At 50.4% G+C, this 16,258-nt stretch carries 14 protein-coding genes; 4 read left to right on the top strand and 10 right to left on the bottom strand.

What is annotated here, in order from left to right; genetic code table 11:
- Window positions 1-167 precede the first annotated feature (167 nt).
- Window positions 168-878, top strand: coding sequence for a P13 family porin (locus tag MUG09_RS08550; RefSeq protein ID WP_244770997.1), 711 nt, complete (start codon window positions 168-170; stop codon window positions 876-878).
- Between the two features lie 3 nt (window positions 879-881).
- On the opposite strand, the gene MUG09_RS08545 is transcribed toward MUG09_RS08550, so the two are convergent.
- Complete coding sequence (locus tag MUG09_RS08545; RefSeq protein WP_244770996.1) at window positions 882-2,351, bottom strand: capsule assembly Wzi family protein; 1,470 nt, start codon at window positions 2,349-2,351, stop codon at window positions 882-884.
- A gap of 238 nt (window positions 2,352-2,589) precedes the next feature.
- Here MUG09_RS08545 and MUG09_RS08540 point away from each other — a divergent pair, with 238 nt between their 5' ends.
- The gene (locus tag MUG09_RS08540; RefSeq protein ID WP_244770995.1) at window positions 2,590-4,386 is read left to right on the top strand and encodes a hypothetical protein; all 1,797 of its coding nucleotides are present in this window, start codon (window positions 2,590-2,592) and stop codon (window positions 4,384-4,386) included.
- A 127-nt stretch (window positions 4,387-4,513) separates the two neighbouring features.
- The gene (locus tag MUG09_RS08535) at window positions 4,514-5,764 is read left to right on the top strand and encodes a S41 family peptidase (protein ID WP_244770994.1); all 1,251 of its coding nucleotides are present in this window, start codon (window positions 4,514-4,516) and stop codon (window positions 5,762-5,764) included.
- Here MUG09_RS08535 and MUG09_RS08530 read toward each other — a convergent pair.
- The 9 genes from MUG09_RS08530 to MUG09_RS08490 all read right to left on the bottom strand — a co-directional run bounded on the left by MUG09_RS08530 (window position 5,761) and on the right by MUG09_RS08490 (window position 15,145).
- Window positions 5,761-6,231, bottom strand: coding sequence for a hypothetical protein (locus MUG09_RS08530; RefSeq protein ID WP_244770993.1), 471 nt, complete (start codon window positions 6,229-6,231; stop codon window positions 5,761-5,763). The genes MUG09_RS08535 and MUG09_RS08530 overlap by 4 nt on opposite strands.
- Before the next feature lie 68 nt (window positions 6,232-6,299).
- Complete coding sequence (locus MUG09_RS08525) at window positions 6,300-7,259, bottom strand: ABC transporter permease (RefSeq protein ID WP_244770992.1); 960 nt, start codon at window positions 7,257-7,259, stop codon at window positions 6,300-6,302.
- A gap of 4 nt (window positions 7,260-7,263) precedes the next feature.
- Entirely contained in the window at window positions 7,264-8,394 is a 1,131-nt protein-coding gene (locus MUG09_RS08520) for an ABC transporter permease (protein WP_244770991.1), read from the bottom strand.
- Window positions 8,378-9,916: an ABC transporter ATP-binding protein gene (locus MUG09_RS08515; protein WP_244770990.1), complete on the bottom strand. Its 1,539-nt coding sequence runs from the start codon at window positions 9,914-9,916 to the stop codon at window positions 8,378-8,380. The genes MUG09_RS08520 and MUG09_RS08515 overlap by 17 nt, the downstream gene beginning before the upstream one ends.
- Before the next feature lie 65 nt (window positions 9,917-9,981).
- Window positions 9,982-11,103, bottom strand: a complete 1,122-nt coding sequence (locus MUG09_RS08510; protein WP_244770989.1) for a BMP family lipoprotein — start codon at window positions 11,101-11,103, stop codon at window positions 9,982-9,984.
- A gap of 71 nt (window positions 11,104-11,174) precedes the next feature.
- Window positions 11,175-12,239 carry an S-methyl-5-thioribose-1-phosphate isomerase gene (gene mtnA, locus MUG09_RS08505; protein ID WP_244770988.1) on the bottom strand — a complete coding sequence of 355 codons (1,065 nt, stop codon included), beginning with the start codon at window positions 12,237-12,239 and terminating at the stop codon, window positions 11,175-11,177.
- A 17-nt stretch (window positions 12,240-12,256) separates the two neighbouring features.
- Entirely contained in the window at window positions 12,257-13,030 is a 774-nt protein-coding gene (locus tag MUG09_RS08500; RefSeq protein ID WP_244770987.1) for an S-methyl-5'-thioinosine phosphorylase, read from the bottom strand.
- An 18-nt stretch (window positions 13,031-13,048) separates the two neighbouring features.
- Window positions 13,049-13,798, bottom strand: coding sequence for a DeoR/GlpR family DNA-binding transcription regulator (locus MUG09_RS08495; RefSeq protein WP_244770986.1), 750 nt, complete (start codon window positions 13,796-13,798; stop codon window positions 13,049-13,051).
- A 111-nt stretch (window positions 13,799-13,909) separates the two neighbouring features.
- Window positions 13,910-15,145 (bottom strand): hypothetical protein, encoded by a 1,236-nt coding sequence (locus MUG09_RS08490; RefSeq protein ID WP_244770985.1) that lies wholly within the window; start codon window positions 15,143-15,145, stop codon window positions 13,910-13,912.
- 228 nt (window positions 15,146-15,373) lie between these two features.
- On the opposite strand from MUG09_RS08490, the gene MUG09_RS08485 reads away from it, so the two are divergent.
- Window positions 15,374-16,246, top strand: coding sequence for an AraC family transcriptional regulator (locus MUG09_RS08485; RefSeq protein WP_244770984.1), 873 nt, complete (start codon window positions 15,374-15,376; stop codon window positions 16,244-16,246).
- The last annotated feature ends 12 nt before the right edge of the window (window positions 16,247-16,258 follow it).

Below are 16,258 nucleotides of genomic sequence, written 5' to 3'. Positions count from 1 at the left end.
ACAGAATCCTTTAGCGCTGAGAATTCATAAAGGAATGAGAATAGTCGGAATTATCACCTCCAATTTTTTTCGTTTCACGTAGGGTATCTAGCAAACCAAGCATTAGATTAACCGAGCATAGGCTAATCCATGTTACACTAAAAGAAATATTTTCAAGGGGTTGCGATATGAAACGCTTTCTCATGTGTTGTTTGGTTCTCGTGTTCCTGCTTGTTTCTCTCGGTGCTCAATCACTCTTGGTCTCGTTGGTAGGCACCGGATTGGATGCATTGAATACCCAGGATGGGATACTGGTAGAGATTGACGGAGAGCATGTGTATCTTGGAGGCTCCACACTGGGCTCCTTGAAAAGAACCTTGAGGAATCATGATTTTCAACAATTGTCGTTCGATTATCGTCTTGAGCTCTACGAACAGGCTAAAGTGGGCATTACATGGCCTGCCTTCAAGAATTTGTTGGTAGGATTTGGTAGTGGTTCAAAACTCCAGGGTGACCTTGGAGGTCAATTGTTCGGCCAGATTGCCGATTGGACTGCTGCAACCACCATCGGGGTGGGGTTGGGCACCTATCTGATCGATCTCTTTTTCATCCAGCTCTTAGGTGCAGGGTCCTCAACCTTTGATGACCCCTTGAAAGATTTCGCCGTGGGCACCATGGCCGTAGGGGCGGTTCTTTTAGTGGCCGAACGATTGATCCAAGCTGTTTTACCTATTCCCTATGGAACACGGTACAACAAGACGTTACGGAGTGGATTGGGTGTCACTAAGGATGGAGGCGATGCCTTGGCGATGAGTTTGGCGGTAGTTCCATACTTGGAAACGCACCAAAACCCAAGCTTGTCTTTGAAAGTCTTCGGAACCCTTACGTTCCCCATATAACCTTTACAAGGTATAGGAAATGCCTGCCGCCACCTGCACATCGACCTGATGGGAGCTGTCCCATCGATTGACGACATCGATGCGTGACCATAAGGAAATGGGGAGTCTCTCTGCTCGATAGGAACCCCACAAGCCTAGTCGCAACGTATGGATTGTCGGGGAACTCGGGGTGGTGATCGCCTCCATTTCACCAAAAACAAACTCTGTGTCTTTGGTGGTGGCCCCATGTGCCATATAAAAGACCTCACCTCCTGCTGAGCATGCACCATTGCCGTTCCATTCTGCCTGTAGCAAGCCCACCAACGCATCACCGCCGTATTGATAACCCAAAAACTCATAGTGGGGAACATATCCGTAGTATTGATCCCTCTCTCTGGTCATGACGATGAAGTCGACATGATCGCGCAGATAGAGATAGGGGTCGGTATAGACAAATTCGGAAGTAAGAGACCAGTAGCCGGTTTCTCGAGGGAACAGTGTGCGCAAACCAACTTGATAGGCCATGGCATTGGGTTGATCGTTTCCCTCACCAGGAGCTGCCACTTGGTCAATCACCCACGTAGCATACATCGCAAGGTTCGGCCGAAGGGTATAGGTGACGGTTATATCGGCGATTGCATTGAACTGACCCCGGTTGCTTAGGTTGTGGTAGATGAAGAGGGGATTCAAATACTTCATATTGAAAGTGGTATCCTGGTACATGACATTCTCGGAAACTTCAATGCGCAAGGGGGGGATGGGGGTAAATTCAAACCGATGCGCCAAAAACATCCGTACGGTAGGCACAGTCTTATCATCGGGGTAATAGGGATCTCGATTCTTCGTAATATACCCGGGAGGGTCCATGAACATGATGAGGTTGGTAAACTTGAACTGCTTGGAAAACAAGCTGAGCTTCAAAAACTCATGGTATTTGATATGGTCGTCGATGATCAGGTTCCCGGTTGTTCCATAGCCCCAGGAGATTAAATCGCGGCCGAATTGCAGCGAGTAATGCTCACCTCCAAAGGCCAGGAAAGCCCTGCTTGGAGTGTCGAAATCATGAGTCCCCGATTTTATGAGGTTTGTTGAAACGTGAGGACTGAAGAGCAGGGTGTCGCTTGGTGCATTGCTATCAGGATCTTCGGTGGCGAATCGATTGTTCTTGATCCCGAAGTTGCTGTACAGGTAGAACTGATCTCCTATCCAAGCCTGGCCGTCAACGATGGCAATGGGGCTTCTCTTTTCATTTTCATAAAACCAATCGTCCTCTTTTGCAAATGCAGTTGCATTGGTATGAGCATACCCTTCAAGATTCAGCTGCAACGATGATACTGCAGAGAAGCTTAAAGCGGGGGCCACGGTTGCCAAACCAAGTTGTGCATGCACTGCATCGTAGCGAATTTGACCGGTGCGGCTGAGCCTTGCTCGATCAATTTCACCAACCATGAGCAGAAGCTCTTGCATGGTCCAAGGTCCGGACGAACTGGGCATTGCCGATCCCTGCTCAATACAGAGCAAGGAAATTTCCTTGTAGATGGATGCGTTGGAAGAAACAACGGTATGAGCATTGGAAGCAGAAATTTGGACAGAATTAAAAATAAGTACAAGAAGTAGTAAAAGACAGCGATGAGATATTCGAAATATACGCAATTTATCCACCCACTTAATCATTACCTATAGTATAGTTTCCACCATAGCATATTTATCACAGCTAGAGGAGATTCTCAGTATGAAAAGGCAGACTCTTGTCCAAAGGGTGCTTTTGTATGTGATCATGGCGTGCGCCCTGTCGGTCGCACCTCTTTCAGCAGTTCCCAACGGGGCCCATTTTATTTCCCTCGATTCCTGGTTGTATGAAGCCTTGGACTCTTTGTACCTCGAATCAGCAAAGGTAGTCCCCTTTACGGCCCGACCCTACACCGTAGATGAGTACCAGTACTACCTCAAGCATATCGAGAGCAGCGAGCTCTCAGAGAGCGGACGTCATACGCTCAAGAGTATCCAAAAGGAACTGGTTGTTTCCGCACTGTATAATGAAGAGTATTCGGCTTTTTCTTATAGTGCCATCATCTCCCCTGAGTTGTATGCCAACACCAATAAGAAGCTTATTTGGGACAATGCTTATCAACACTACCTGAACAAGTACGCATACGGGTACACCGAAAGGTCGCCGATCCTTTCACTTCCCATCCAGTTCTGGGGAGGGGATGCCTTCTTTGCTGAGGTGGATATAGATATCAAGGAGCAACCTGGTGTAGGTCTCTATCCAACAAGCTCTTTCAATCAACCTGCCACCAATGCTCCCTACGTGAATTGGGGAAATATCCCGCTGGGTTTTGATCATATCTATCATCACTTCCCTGACAGCTATTATCTAAGCTACAGCAAACCCCACTGGAGCTTCTATCTGGGATCAGGTGAGTATTCCATTGGAACAGGAAGAACGGGCAATCTCATTCTCAGCAAGGACGCCGATAAGATTCCTGCGGTGAGGATGAGCTGGTACAACAAGATATTCAAGTATAACTTCTCCTATCTATCGCTGAATCCTGGTTTGGGTAATTCTGGAAAGTATGCACATGAGAGTGACGGTGTCAGCATGTCTTTAGACCTATCAACTCTTACAAGTGGTTATAATCAAAATATTTATTCTACCAATCCTACAGGAACTGACTTTAATGGATATATGGATACCGGCCTCTACCCATACAAGGGATATCTGACCCACTCCATGGAGTTCCGCTTCCTCAACGAAAAAGTGTATGCCGCTGTTACTGAAGCTGCTGTGTACGCACGAGCTGTGCCTGAACTCTTTACCTTCATGCCCCTGGCTTTCTGGCACAACACAAACAACGGGGAACAGACCAACTCCCTGTTGGCATTGGATGTGCAGGCTGCAATCGGCAAGTACGGATATCTGTATGCTTCGGGTGTACTGGATCAGTTCACCATGAGTCATGAGAGTGACAGTCTCGATCCTCCAGCCTACGGGTTCATCGTCGGCGCCCTGAGCAGGACTCCCGCTGGGAAGGGGTATATCACCGGAGGTGTTGAGTATGTGAATACGAGCGATTGGCTGTACACCCACAAGTATTGGCTTCAGACCCCTACGGTCACCCAGCGCAACACTGCAATAACCAGAGGTGGTTATACGGTGAGAATGCTTGGATACAGCGAGGGAAACGACTACAGCCAACTGCACCTGGAGCTTGGATATACAGAATTCGGTCACTACAATCTAACAGCATCCTATAACTACGGGGTGAAGGGCCCCTATGATGTATTCATGCGCTTACCGCAGAAAGATGGTGAAAATATTGTGCGACCTGAAGGTTCCAGAAAAAATTGGCCTGATGCCATCCATCACCAAGTCGGAATCAAAGGGGAATACCAATTACAGGATGCTTTCACCTTTGGGATGCATCTCTATTACACCCATGTGACAAACTATAAACATGAGGCAGGCAATACCATGCAGAACCTTGAGATGTCAGTCGGGGTGCGCCTTGATGTTGGTGCCTTGTAAGGGCGGGTGTTCAAGAGAGAATTCAGCCCAAGGAAACTGCTGAATTCTCTCAGTATTTTGTCGTAATTTGGGCCTGAAGGGTAACAGTCCGCTGGTTGGATTTGCATTGTATGCTATACTCCTGTCCATGAAACATTCCCGCACAATAATCTCTGTAGTGGTTCTCGTAGCTCTGGTTCTTCTTGGAGGCTGTGCCACCAAGATGGAGGTGACAAACCCGCACCAAGGTGACATAACCTATCTCTATAAAAACCTTCCCAAGCTTCATGTTGATTTTTTCCATGAGACTTCAAGGACAGACTTCAAAAACGCATATGTGGATGCAGTGCGGCGGACGGAAAACGCCTCCGATATCGACCTGTACTTCTCTCTCCGTGAATTGGCATCCTATGCCAAGGATTCCCATACTTCGGTGGGCCTAACGCAAGAACTTGTAGCACAGCTCTCGGCCATACCTGCCCAGTTCTCCTATGTAGAGGGAGCGTGGAGGGTGAGTGTTGTAGAGCGCATGCATGAATCGTTGCTGGGTGGCGAAGTCATCGCCATCAACGGCTTTCCGATGAGCGAAGTAGAAAGGCTTGCATCACCGTTGTTCAGCCACGACAACCAGGTGTGGCTGCGGCATTACCTCTCCCAACAGCTCAACCTGACAAACCTCTACACCTACTTGGGTATTGCAACATCTCCGACCGAGGTGGTGACGCTTACCGTCAAACCCCGCTCCGGTGGTAAAGAAGAGACTATCTCTTTGCAGAGCGTCTCGGCCAACGAGTACGGCATGTTGAGCTTTGCAACGTGGTATCAGGCCCATCCTGAAACCGGGGCAACCAACGCGCCGTATCGGGCTCTGTTGCTTGAAGAGAAGAATACACTCTTTGTACAGTACAACGTCTGCATGTCGTATGAGGAGCATCCGTTGGATGGGTTCATCAAGGAAATCCTTGCCCTGATAGAGTCAGCTTCATTCGACCACGTGATGATCGACCTGAGGTACAACAGCGGGGGAGACTCCCGCCTGCTGGAACCGTTGGTGGATGGGCTTGACGTATTGCAGGAGAAACAAGGTTTCAGCATCGATGTGTTGATAGGCGAGGGAACCTTCTCCTCGGCTCTGATGAATGCAATGCACTTTAAAAAACGGACCAATGCACGACTGGTGGGAGAGCCCACCGGAGGCAGTCTGAATCACTACGGTGAGATCAAGCAATTCTCCCTGCCGGGCAGCGGTATTCCCGTCACGTACTCGACCAAGCATTTTGTGATGGACAAAACGTATCAAACGGGATCCCTGATCCCTGATCTTGTCATTGGCAAGACTGTTGATGACATCCTTTCGGGAAGAGACACCGTCGTAGAAATGTTACTGCAATCCTATTAGAGAAGTGCAGTCAGGCCTTGGAGCCTCGCTGCTCCTTTTTGAATGGCGATATAGCCCTTGTCGCTGATGGAGATCTGTGGTTGTGCATCCTGTCGTTGGGTGCTCAACCACAAGGAGTCCTGGGCAACGACTGCCTGGCACCGTTGGATGAACAGCGTAAGCGGGTCAGTGCTTGTTTCATACTCGCCTAAGACTGTATTGACATCCTTGGCTAGGTCGGCTGCATACGCTTGTGTATCCTCAAGCACCGATTCAGTCAAGCTCTTATCTATTGCAAGTAATAGAGCGCACATATACAGTGAGACTTCCAAGGCAAGCGGTCTGAACAGGCGCAGTTGCAGAGTCGAGGATGTCTGACCGAGAAACATGCTTGTAAGATTCCCGAATTCCGCATAGGCCTGTGCAATATCGGTTGCAACCTCCCCGATCGCTTCATTGACAGCATCCAAACGTATTTCATTGGTCATACAGGACCCTCCCGTCCCAAGTATGGTCTGCTTCCTCTCATCTTGCAAGTGGGCGAATTGGTATGGGATTATCGCTTTGCTTGGTCATACACCTCCCCGAGTGCTCTTGGAGGCTTGTTGGTCGAGGAGAAGAAGAGCAACAGAACCAGCGTAACAATATAGGGAAGGGTGAGAACCAAATCCCCGTATGAGGAGGGGAGGCTGAGTTTCTGTACAAGGACATAGCCTCCGCTGCGGGCGAAGCCGAAGAGAATACAGGCGAGGAAGGTTGGCCCGATCTTCCAGGAACCGAAAATGTAGGCGGCGATGGCAAGGTATCCGAAGCCCATATAAATGTTCGGAGAGAAGGTGGTTGAGATGGAGTAGGCGAAACACATGCCACCAAGACCCGAGAGCGCTCCACTGGCGATTACCGACCAGAAGCGAACCTTCTGTACGTTCCCACCTGCTGCCGCGAGGGCGTGCGGGTTGTCCCCGCAGGCACGGATATGCATTCCCGTCGGAGTCTTGTACAGCACATACGCCATAAACAGGGCAACCACAACGATAATAAGCTCGAAGGTGTAGAAATCGGTGAAGACCGCTCCAAGAATCGGGATTCGCGAGAGCAGCGGGATGGTTGCTTTGGGGAAGACTTCCAACAAGAATTTGTTGGAAGGTTGTCCAAAGAATGAGGCGTTGATCTGATTGGCCAAAAAGGCGGTTAAAGCAACACTGAGCATGTTGATTACGACACCGCTGATAACCTGGTTTGCCTTGAACTTGATGCACATAAGGGCATGCAGAAGGGCAAGCAGTGCTCCCCCGACCATGGCAAAGCCGAGTGAGGCGTAAATGAGTACGGTGGGATCACCGCCGAAGGTCCTGCTCAGAATTGCATAGCTGAGACCCCCGAAAAAGGCTCCGAAGCCCAACAACCCTTCCAAGGCAAGGTTTGTGATACCGCTGCCTTCGCTGTAGATGCCGCCGATGGCAATAATGAAGAGAGGCAGTGAGAAGGAAAGCCCTTCAATGATGATGGTGTTCATAGCTTCAAACCTCCTCGGCTTCCTGTTGGAAGCGATCGGCAAGGTTTCTGAAGAAAATGCCGATGGCACTGAAGAGCAGCAGGATACTGGTGATCAACGCTGCAATTTCCCGAAGCACCTGCATGCGCGATGACATATAGGTGGTACCGCAATCGAAAATCATAACCAAAAGTGAGGCAAAGAAACTGCCGATGGCACTGGTATTTCCCAGCAAAGCGACTGCAATGGCATCGAAACCCAGTGAGGGAAGCACTCTAGGCTGGATGGAGGCATTGCTGCCCAAATAGTAGGATACCCCTGCCAGACCTGCCAAGGCCCCGCTGATGATCATCGTAAAAACCACGGCTCTTCCTACCTGGATGCCTGCATAGTTGCTTGCCTTGCTGTTGCTTCCCACAGCCTTCAGCTCGAAGCCGAAACGAGTGCGGTCAAGTACGAACTTGATTGCAAACACGGCAAAAATGGCAAGTGGAAATACCAAGGCGATCTCCATTTTCAAGTTTCCCACCGGATAATCGAACAACGTGAGGCGGGCGTTCTGAGTGACCGCCACCGACTGACGGGTGATGGGGTCGATGAATCGGGTTTGGATGAAGAAACTTACCACATAGCTGATGATATAGTTCAGCATGATGGCTACCACCACTTCGTTCATATTGAAGCGATGCTTGAGATAGCCGATGAGCATACCAAGTAATGCACCTGACAGGGCACCGATAAGGACAACCAGGATTTTTGCAACAAAGGGGTCGAGATTGGAGTATCCAACCAGGACGGTGGCCATGAAACCTGAGAAAACCATAATGCCGGAGACGCAGATGTTGAATATCCCGCATTTGAGTGCCACGGCAACCGAAAGGGCTGCAAAGACCATCGGGGTGGTGTAGTTGAGCAGGCTCATGAAATCGGTGAGCTGGCTCTTTCTTCCGGCATAGCGGGGTTTGGCCAGGATTCCCGCCCCTTGGAGAATGCTTCTATACGCTTCCCATGGATTCTTGCCTAAAAGCAGGAGCAGGATGATTCCTGCCAAGAGGCTGAGAACGATACAGAAGAGCGACGTCCTGAGCAGCTGATGCCTGCCCTTGCCGCAACAGAGGATGAACAAACGCTTGATCAGGCTAGTTCTTTTCAACATGCACCCCCATCATATATTCACCGACCTGAAGTTTTGTCAGTTCATTCGCTTTTCGTATGGTCTGCACCTTGCCGTTGTACATGACCAAAATGGTATCGGCAAGCTGCAACACCTCATCGAGTTCCAACGAGATCAATAAAATGGCTTTTCCTTCGCTGCGCAGGGAGTTGATGCGGGTGTGGATAGCCTCGATGGCACCCACATCCAAGCCGCGGGTGGGCTGGACGAACATGATCAGCTTGGAATCGAGATTAATCTCCCGTGCGATGATCGCCTTTTGCTGGTTGCCTCCGCTCATGCTTCGCACCAGCGTATCGTTGCCTTTGCTGGTCCTGATATCAAACGCTTCGATAAGGGTGTTGCCCAACTCATTCATCGCATCATGTTGCAGGATGCCCCGCTCATTGCTGTACGGGCTGCGGTAATACTGCTTCAGACAGAGGTTTTCCCTGAGATTAAAGTCGAGGATCAAACCGACGGCGTGACGATCTTCGGGAATATAGCTCAGTCCGGCCTCAATGCGCTTGCGAACGGATGCGGTCGTGATATCGTTGCCCTGCAGCAGGATTCTGCCGCTTTTTATGGGAATGAGGCCTGCTATTGCATCAGCGATTTCAACTTGGCCGTTGCCGGACACCCCGGCTATGGCAAGGATTTCACCCTCATGTACGCTAAAACTGACTGAGTCCACCAACGTAATATGATCCTGCGAAACTACACTTACATTCTCTACCTTTAAAACCTCGGCTCCTTTCTCATGCTCAACCTTATCCAGGGTGAGCGAGACGTCGCGGCCGACCATCAGGGCGGACATATGCTGGACCGATGTAGTGGCGACTTCCAGTACATCGATGAGCCTGCCCTTGCAAAGGATTGCACATCGGTCTGCGATTTTCTTGATTTCATCGAGCTTGTGGGTGATAAGAATGATGGTCTTACCGCTGTCACGCAGGGATTTGATGATGAGAAGCAGCGACTCAATTTCCTGGGGAGTCAAAACAGCGGTCGGTTCATCAAAAATAAGAATCTCCGCATTACGGTAGAGCATCTTCAGAATTTCCACCCGCTGACGTGTGGATACCGGCACATCCTCGATTGTATCCCTGGGATTGACCTCCAGATGATAGTGCATGGACAACTGCTGTACCTTTTCGTGGGACGACTGCAGATCTACAATGGGGAACAAACCGAATTTTCTCTTTTTCGGCTCGATTCCCATGATGATGTTCTCAGTGATGGTTTGGTTCTCAACCAACATGAAGTGCTGGTGGACCATCCCGATGTTCAATTCATTTGCCACCAAGGGACTGGTGATATGCTCAGCTTTTCCTCGAATGAAGATTTCGCCTTCATCCGGGGTGTACATGCCAAAGAGCATGCTCATCAGGGTGCTTTTTCCCGCTCCATTCTCGCCAAGGATGGCAAGAATCTCACCCTTGCGTACCGAAAGAGAGATGTCATCATTCGCAACAATGCCGGGAAATCGTTTGGTGATATGCCGAAATTCTACAAGGTTTTCCACGTCGGTATGCCTCTTTGCGATAGGGACCCGTGCCTGAGGCAGGCACGGGTGTATCACTCGTTTTCTTAGTTTACCTTGAACTGCTCGGGGGTGAAACCACCGAAGTTGGAAGCAGGAACAATGACAGCCTTCTGCACGAGGGCATATGCCTCATCGAGCTTCTGGATGGTGGAGGGAGCGAGCTGGTTGCGACCGGCTTTCTTGACGAATCCAGTGGAATCGGTGTCAGCCTTCAACAGCATGTTTGCACCCTTGAAGGTTCCTTCCTGGATCTGGTTCAGAACACGCTCGACATTCAAGCTCATCACCTTCAACACACTGGTCAGGATGATGTTGCCGCTTCCTACCGTTCCATCGTCCCACTGGTCGACGTCGCAACCGATGACCTTCAGCCTGCCGTTGCTCTCCTTGGCTGCAGTGAACACTCCATTGCCGGTAGCTCCTGCTGCAACGAAAATAATATCGACGCCCTGGGCGAACAGCTGCTGACCGATGACCTTTCCGGTTGCTTCATCAGCAAAGGAACCTGCATAGTTTCCCCCTACATTGGCTCCGGTTACATCGGTGCCGGCACGGGAGGGGAGTTCAACAATCTGGACGTTGGTACCAAGTTTCTTGTTTGCGTAGATGACGCCGGTCTCAAAGCCATACTGATAGTTGACGTTCGAGGGGTAGGCTACACCATTGACGACTGCGACCTTGTTGGTCTTGGTCTCAAGGGCGGCGGCAACTCCTGCGAAGAAGCCTGACTCCTGCTCGGCAAAGGTCATGGCGTAGACATTTGGAAGCTCAACGGTGTTTCCCTTTGCATCGGTGGGGTAGGTGTCAACAAGAATGAACTTGGTATCAGGGTTCTCCATGGCCAATTCGCCGATTCCGGCAAACTGGAACCCGGTGCAGACCAGTACATCGTACTCAGCTACGACATCGGCTGCCGCCTTCAGGGCAGCTGCAACATCTCCGCTGGGTTCGCGGATGGCGGTCGCCTTTGCAGTAGGATGATTCTTTACGAATGCAAGAATCCCGTTGTAGTTGTCCTGATTGAACGAACCGTCATCGACTCCCGAAGGGGTGGTGATAATGGCAATGTTCAAACCTGCGGCTGCCGGTTTTGTTTCAGCAGCACCTGCTGCGAAGAGCAAGCCAGTGATAAGAACCAGTGCGATGAATCCTAAAACTCTCTTCATAACCTTCTCCTTACATAAACATAGCATCAACCATTATAAAAGATGGTTGTTGGTTAACCAAGTTCAAACATTCAGCCGAGCAAGTGCTTTGCCACCTTCTCGGTGGTCGGGTGTTCGATGATACCCTTCTCGGTGATGATGGCCGTGATCAAGGATGCGTCGGTCACGTCAAAGGCCGGGTTGTAGACCCTCACATCCTTGGGTCCTGTGCGTTTGCCGAAACCATTGACGACTTCCTCGGCATCACGCTGTTCAATTTCGATGTCGTCTCCCTGTTTTGTTGCGAGATCAAACGTTGAACTGGGGGCGGCAACGTAGAAAGGAATACCGTAATGGTTGGCAAGAATAGCGACACCAGATGTACCGATCTTGTTCGCAGCATCGCCGTTGGCGGCGATACGGTCCGCTCCTACGATGACGGCATTGATCTTCCCCTCCTTCATGACCAAGGAGGCCATGTTGTCACAGAGAATGGTGACATCGAGGCCGCCTTTTGCCAGTTCATAGGCCGTAAGACGGCTGCCTTGCAAGAGCGGCCTGGTCTCATTCGAATAGACGCTGAATCGATAGCCCCGTTCATGGCCGAGGTAGAGCGGGGCGAGGGCGGTCCCGTAGCCGCTGGTGGCCAAGCCGCCTGCATTGCAGTGGGTCATCACACCCCAATGCTTGGACTTGTCGAAGAGCTTGAGTCCGTGTTCCCCGATTGCAATGCTCATCGCCTGGTCCTCGGCAAAAATGGCATTACTCTCGTCAAGCAAGGCTTTGAGCATGAGACTCCGGCTGATCTCCTGCTTTCTCAGCTCTGCATCAAAACGCTTTTGCATACGCTCAAGCGCCCAGAACAAGTTTACAGCAGTAGGGCGGCTTGATGCAAAATACTGCTTCAGCGCAGTAAAGTCATGCGCCATTGCCTCAAGGCTGGGGTAGGCTTGCCGGGCAAGACATACGTACATCCCGTATGCTGCAGCGATGCCGATGGCCGGGGCTCCTCTCACACGAAGCTTCTTGATGGCCTCATAGATTGAGTCACGACTGTCCAAATACAAAAACAGCTCCTCCTCAGGGAGTTTGGTCTGATCGAGCAGGACCAGTCTCACTGGATCATGCTGTATACTGACAGGGATGGTTGTATGCATCTGCATCTCCTTACGTTTTATAGGTAGAGAACTGCCTTTGCGCAGTCACAATGGTCTTGGTCAAGTGTTTTGGTACTAAAGATATTGGTAATGACCTGCATTACCGCTTCCTTTGCTTCTGATATCCGCTTGCCATGGTCGATGTGGGCAAGATTCTCGTTCTTGATTCCACAAGCCATGTTGGAGATAAGGCCGATGGCACAGTAGCAAAGCCCAAGTTCCTTTGCAAGAAACACTTCCGGAATGCCGGTCATGCCGACCAGCGTTCCTCCTGCTTTCCTGAGCATGGCGATCTCCGCCCTGCCTTCAAAGCGGGGGCCTTCGGTGCAGACATAGACACCACCGGTGTAAAAGGGCACGCCCTGTTGCTTTGCAGCCTCTCCAAACAAGGTCCTGAGGTTCTTGCAGTAGGGATCGCTCATATCGGTATGGGCGACCTTCTGGTTTGAACCGTCAAAGAAGGTCTTGATGCGGCTTGTCGTATAGTCGAGGAAGTCTTCGATAACCACGATGGAACCTTCACTGATCGAAGGGTCCATGGAACCACTGGTAGCCAATGCATAGACATAGGTTATACCTTCCTGCTTGAGGGCGGCCATTTGGGCGCGATAGTTGATGGCATGGGGCGGTGTAGTATGACCGCTCCCATGTCTGGGTAAAAAAAGTATCTCCTCTTCTTCAATTCTGAAACGATAGGTTTGAACCACGCCAAAGGCGGTTTCCGTTTGAAATGGCCCTTGCAGATTGGGCAGCGACCCAACTCCGGTTCCTCCTATAATGGCTTTATTCATGCAAAACACCTTTTCCTGTTATAAATCTGCGGCATCGGCAATGACGATGTTCGGCATGTCATTGCTATCGAGGCCTGCTTTTTCCGTAGTAATGATGTGATCGAAATCCTCAATATGGGCGAAAACATGGTGCGAAAAAGCACTGAATTTCGTCGAATCGACCATGAGAATGCGCTTTTTCGACCTGCCCAGCACCTTGCGGTTGATGATCGAGACATCCCGGTCGAAGGAGGAGACTCCCGCCTGTGATACTGCACTCGCCCCTATCAAGGCCGTGGAAAAGTTCATCCGCTCGATCTCCTCCAATACCTCCGGGCCGCACGTAATGCCGTAGTTGTGGTCAAGTTGGCCCCCGATCACAATGGTCTTGATCTTATATTGCAACAATTTGGGTACATGATAGATGCCGTTGGTGACCACCGTGATGTTCTTGCCGGCCAGAAAGCCGATCAGATAGTTCTCCGTCGTTCCCGGTCCTACATAGATGAACTCATTGTTCTCAAGCAGGGAGGCGGCTTTATTGCAAATGAGATACTTTTCATCGGCTTGGACTTCCAGCCTGGTTACCACCGAGTGCTCCGCCTCTTCAGTGAGCCTGACACCTCCCCCGTTGAGCAGGATGATTTTTCCTTCCTCCTCAAGCTTCTTCAGGTCGCGCCTGACAGTGGGAAGTGATACTTTGGTCAAATCCAAAAGCTCGTCGATGTACGCGATTTGCTTCATCTTGATGTAGGAATAGATTTGGCTTTGCCGAACGTAGGGTATCATGCAGTAAGGCTCTCCTTATCTCAATTGTACACTTAAACAGCAGGGAAATGTGCAAATTCTCCATGCCAAGGCAGGCAGACTGGATTCGTCTGCCTGCCCGTACCTGCTTGGTTACTGATAATCCGATCCGCTCAAGTAGCGATAAAAGGCGTTGTTGACATACAAGGTACGTTCCTGTACTTCCAGAGCGCTGAGATTCTCCAGCGTGTCAATGAGGTTCTGCTTGGTTTCCACAAGCGAGAAGGGATGTATGGAGTATCCGTTTTCTTCGAGTACGCAATCGACGATTTCCTGATATGCCTTTTCATCGGCTTGGAAGGTAGTGCTGTACAGCGGCTGCCACCAGGCACCCTTCAGAAGTGCCACATTGCTGTTCTTTGCCTGGTTTGCATCATTCTTCTTGGCGTAGGTGTTGATGAGGGAGTCGAACGCAAGCAGGTCCTCGTGCGTATCGAACTCGAACTTGGCATCGTATTCAACGGCATAGGCCAGATAGAGGTTTTCTGAGAACTGCAATACCATATAATACGGACTCGGCTCGGGTACCGGGCCCCAGTCGAGCAGGTATTCATAAATGGATACCTTGGGCTCGATTTGCAGTTTTGCGTCGATTCCCTCACTGTTGAGCAGCACCGTCAACTGTTTGAGATGGGTTTCATCGCTGTGCCCGTACTGGATTGTTCGCGTGGTGAGGAAACGTGCATCATCAGCATCCTTTTTAAGGTTGTATCCGGTGGAGGCGCGCTTCTGGACAGCCATCGCTCCGATTGCATCCAAGTTGCCGTCACTGAAGAGCGTGTAGCCATCGAAAGCGTTGGATATGTGCATGAGGATGTCGCTGTCGCTCAATCTTCCAATATAGTTGCGGCTTATTCCGGTTGCATTGGCCACACTCATCAAGAGGTTTGCGGCGGTTTCGCTGGAGACATGGCGTGCACCCAGTAAATCCTTCGCCGTCGATGCAGGAAGGAGGTGTGCATCAAGTGAACATGCGACATACCGACTCAAATCAGCGGGAACTGTTTCGGTGATACCGTAATATGCAAGACGCTCGCCTGCCTTCTCTGTGGTGTATGTCAGGGCCAACTGGCTGAGATCCGCACTCTCGACCAAAGCCTTGAAGATGTCCTTCGGCTCTGAAAGCGAGACTGGTTTACCGGTGATGGCGGTAAGTGCAGCGCCGAATTGTTTTGCCTCCAAACCGCTTGCGGGTAGCTTTATCTGGAAATACTGCTCCAAATATGCAGCATTGGATGGATCGCTGAAATGAGCTTGTTCGCTGATCCCCACACCAAAGAGTACGGCCGCAATCAGCAGCATGCCAATACAAAGAATACTTTTTTTCATTGCAGACTCCTTTTGAATCACCCCGATTCTGATACACTGTAGCATCGAACCATTGAGTTGTCTAGAAAAATCAAAAAATGAATAAAAATGATTAATAAGTGAAATTATGTGAATTATTACCCTCTGGAGAACGCTGGGGAAATTGCTCTTTCGATGCGATACTAGCAAGGACGGTCAAGCATGATGGCCCCCGAAGGGCTACACTCTGGGTAAAGGACGATAGTGACGATGGATGAGTTTCAAAAGCAAGCGGTACTGAGAATGCTCTCGTATATCGAGGACCATCTAGAAAATCCGATCACTCAAGCGGAGCTGGCCTCTGCTGCAGCGTATTCCCCGTGGCATGCCGACCGGCTGTTCAAGGAGGCAACAGGATGCGCTCCCTTCTCGTATATCAGGAGCAGAAGGCTGGCTGCCGCCGCCCATGCACTGGGTACGAGTGACCGGAGCATCATCGATGTTGCATTTGAATTCGTATTCGACTCGCATGAAGGATTCACGCGTGCCTTCACCAAGCAGTTCGGTATGAATCCCTCAGCGTTCCGCAAAGCTCTTGCCGCCTATCATCAGAGATCCGCCCTTACAACAGAAAGTGAAGGAGAATCACGTATGGAGACTGTTTTTGTCCAGGTTGTTCAGCGACCGGAACGGAAAGTGGTGGTGAAGTATGCCCATAAAGCAACCCATTACTTTGCATATTGCGAGGAAGTAGGGTGTGATATTTGGGATACCCTCGGATCAATCGAAGGGGCTATGTTCGAGCCGATAGGAATGTGGATGCCCAAGAACATGAGGAAATTGGGAACTTCGGAGTATCTGCAGGGTGTGGAGGTTCCTCTTTCGTTCACCGGTCCAATTCCTGAAGGGTTTGACATCATTACTCTTCCGGCATGCACGATGATGGTGTTCCAGGGTCCTCCTTTTGATGAGGAGCATTTCGAGAAGGCCATCAACAACCTCTGGGAGTTGATGAAGACCTACGACCCGACCTTGTATGGGTATCAGTTCTCCGATGAGGATGGTCCTCGGTTCCAGCTCGCACCGCTGGGCTACCGCGGCTATATCGAAGCCCGGCCGGTACGTCCTCTCAACAAGGCTTAATCTGGAGGTCCG

The sequence above is a fragment of the Sphaerochaeta associata genome, assembly GCF_022869165.1.
Lineage (GTDB): Bacteria > Spirochaetota > Spirochaetia > Sphaerochaetales > Sphaerochaetaceae > Sphaerochaeta > Sphaerochaeta associata.
Note: the sequence above shows the minus strand (reverse complement) of the source record. Positions and strands in the feature narration are given on the sequence as shown.

Bases quoted from the DNA above. Each gene is read 5' to 3' on its own strand.
- MUG09_RS08545 (WP_244770996.1), bottom strand. From the start codon at position 2,351: ATGCCCAGTTCGTCCGGACCTTGGACCATGCAAGAGCTTCTGCTCATG.
- MUG09_RS08490 (WP_244770985.1), bottom strand. From the start codon at position 15,145: ATGAAAAAAAGTATTCTTTGTATTGGCATGCTGCTGATTGCGGCCGTA.
- MUG09_RS08520 (WP_244770991.1), bottom strand. From the start codon at position 8,394: ATGTTGAAAAGAACTAGCCTGATCAAGCGTTTGTTCATCCTCTGTTGC.
- mtnA (WP_244770988.1), bottom strand. From the start codon at position 12,239: ATGCATACAACCATCCCTGTCAGTATACAGCATGATCCAGTGAGACTG.
- MUG09_RS08500 (WP_244770987.1), bottom strand. From the start codon at position 13,030: ATGAATAAAGCCATTATAGGAGGAACCGGAGTTGGGTCGCTGCCCAAT.
- MUG09_RS08540 (WP_244770995.1), top strand. From the start codon at position 2,590: ATGAAAAGGCAGACTCTTGTCCAAAGGGTGCTTTTGTATGTGATCATG.
- MUG09_RS08510 (WP_244770989.1), bottom strand. From the start codon at position 11,103: ATGAAGAGAGTTTTAGGATTCATCGCACTGGTTCTTATCACTGGCTTG.
- MUG09_RS08550 (WP_244770997.1), top strand. From the start codon at position 168: ATGAAACGCTTTCTCATGTGTTGTTTGGTTCTCGTGTTCCTGCTTGTT.
- MUG09_RS08525 (WP_244770992.1), bottom strand. From the start codon at position 7,259: ATGAACACCATCATCATTGAAGGGCTTTCCTTCTCACTGCCTCTCTTC.
- MUG09_RS08485 (WP_244770984.1), top strand. From the start codon at position 15,374: ATGGATGAGTTTCAAAAGCAAGCGGTACTGAGAATGCTCTCGTATATC.
- MUG09_RS08495 (WP_244770986.1), bottom strand. From the start codon at position 13,798: ATGATACCCTACGTTCGGCAAAGCCAAATCTATTCCTACATCAAGATG.
- MUG09_RS08530 (WP_244770993.1), bottom strand. From the start codon at position 6,231: ATGACCAATGAAATACGTTTGGATGCTGTCAATGAAGCGATCGGGGAG.
- MUG09_RS08535 (WP_244770994.1), top strand. From the start codon at position 4,514: ATGAAACATTCCCGCACAATAATCTCTGTAGTGGTTCTCGTAGCTCTG.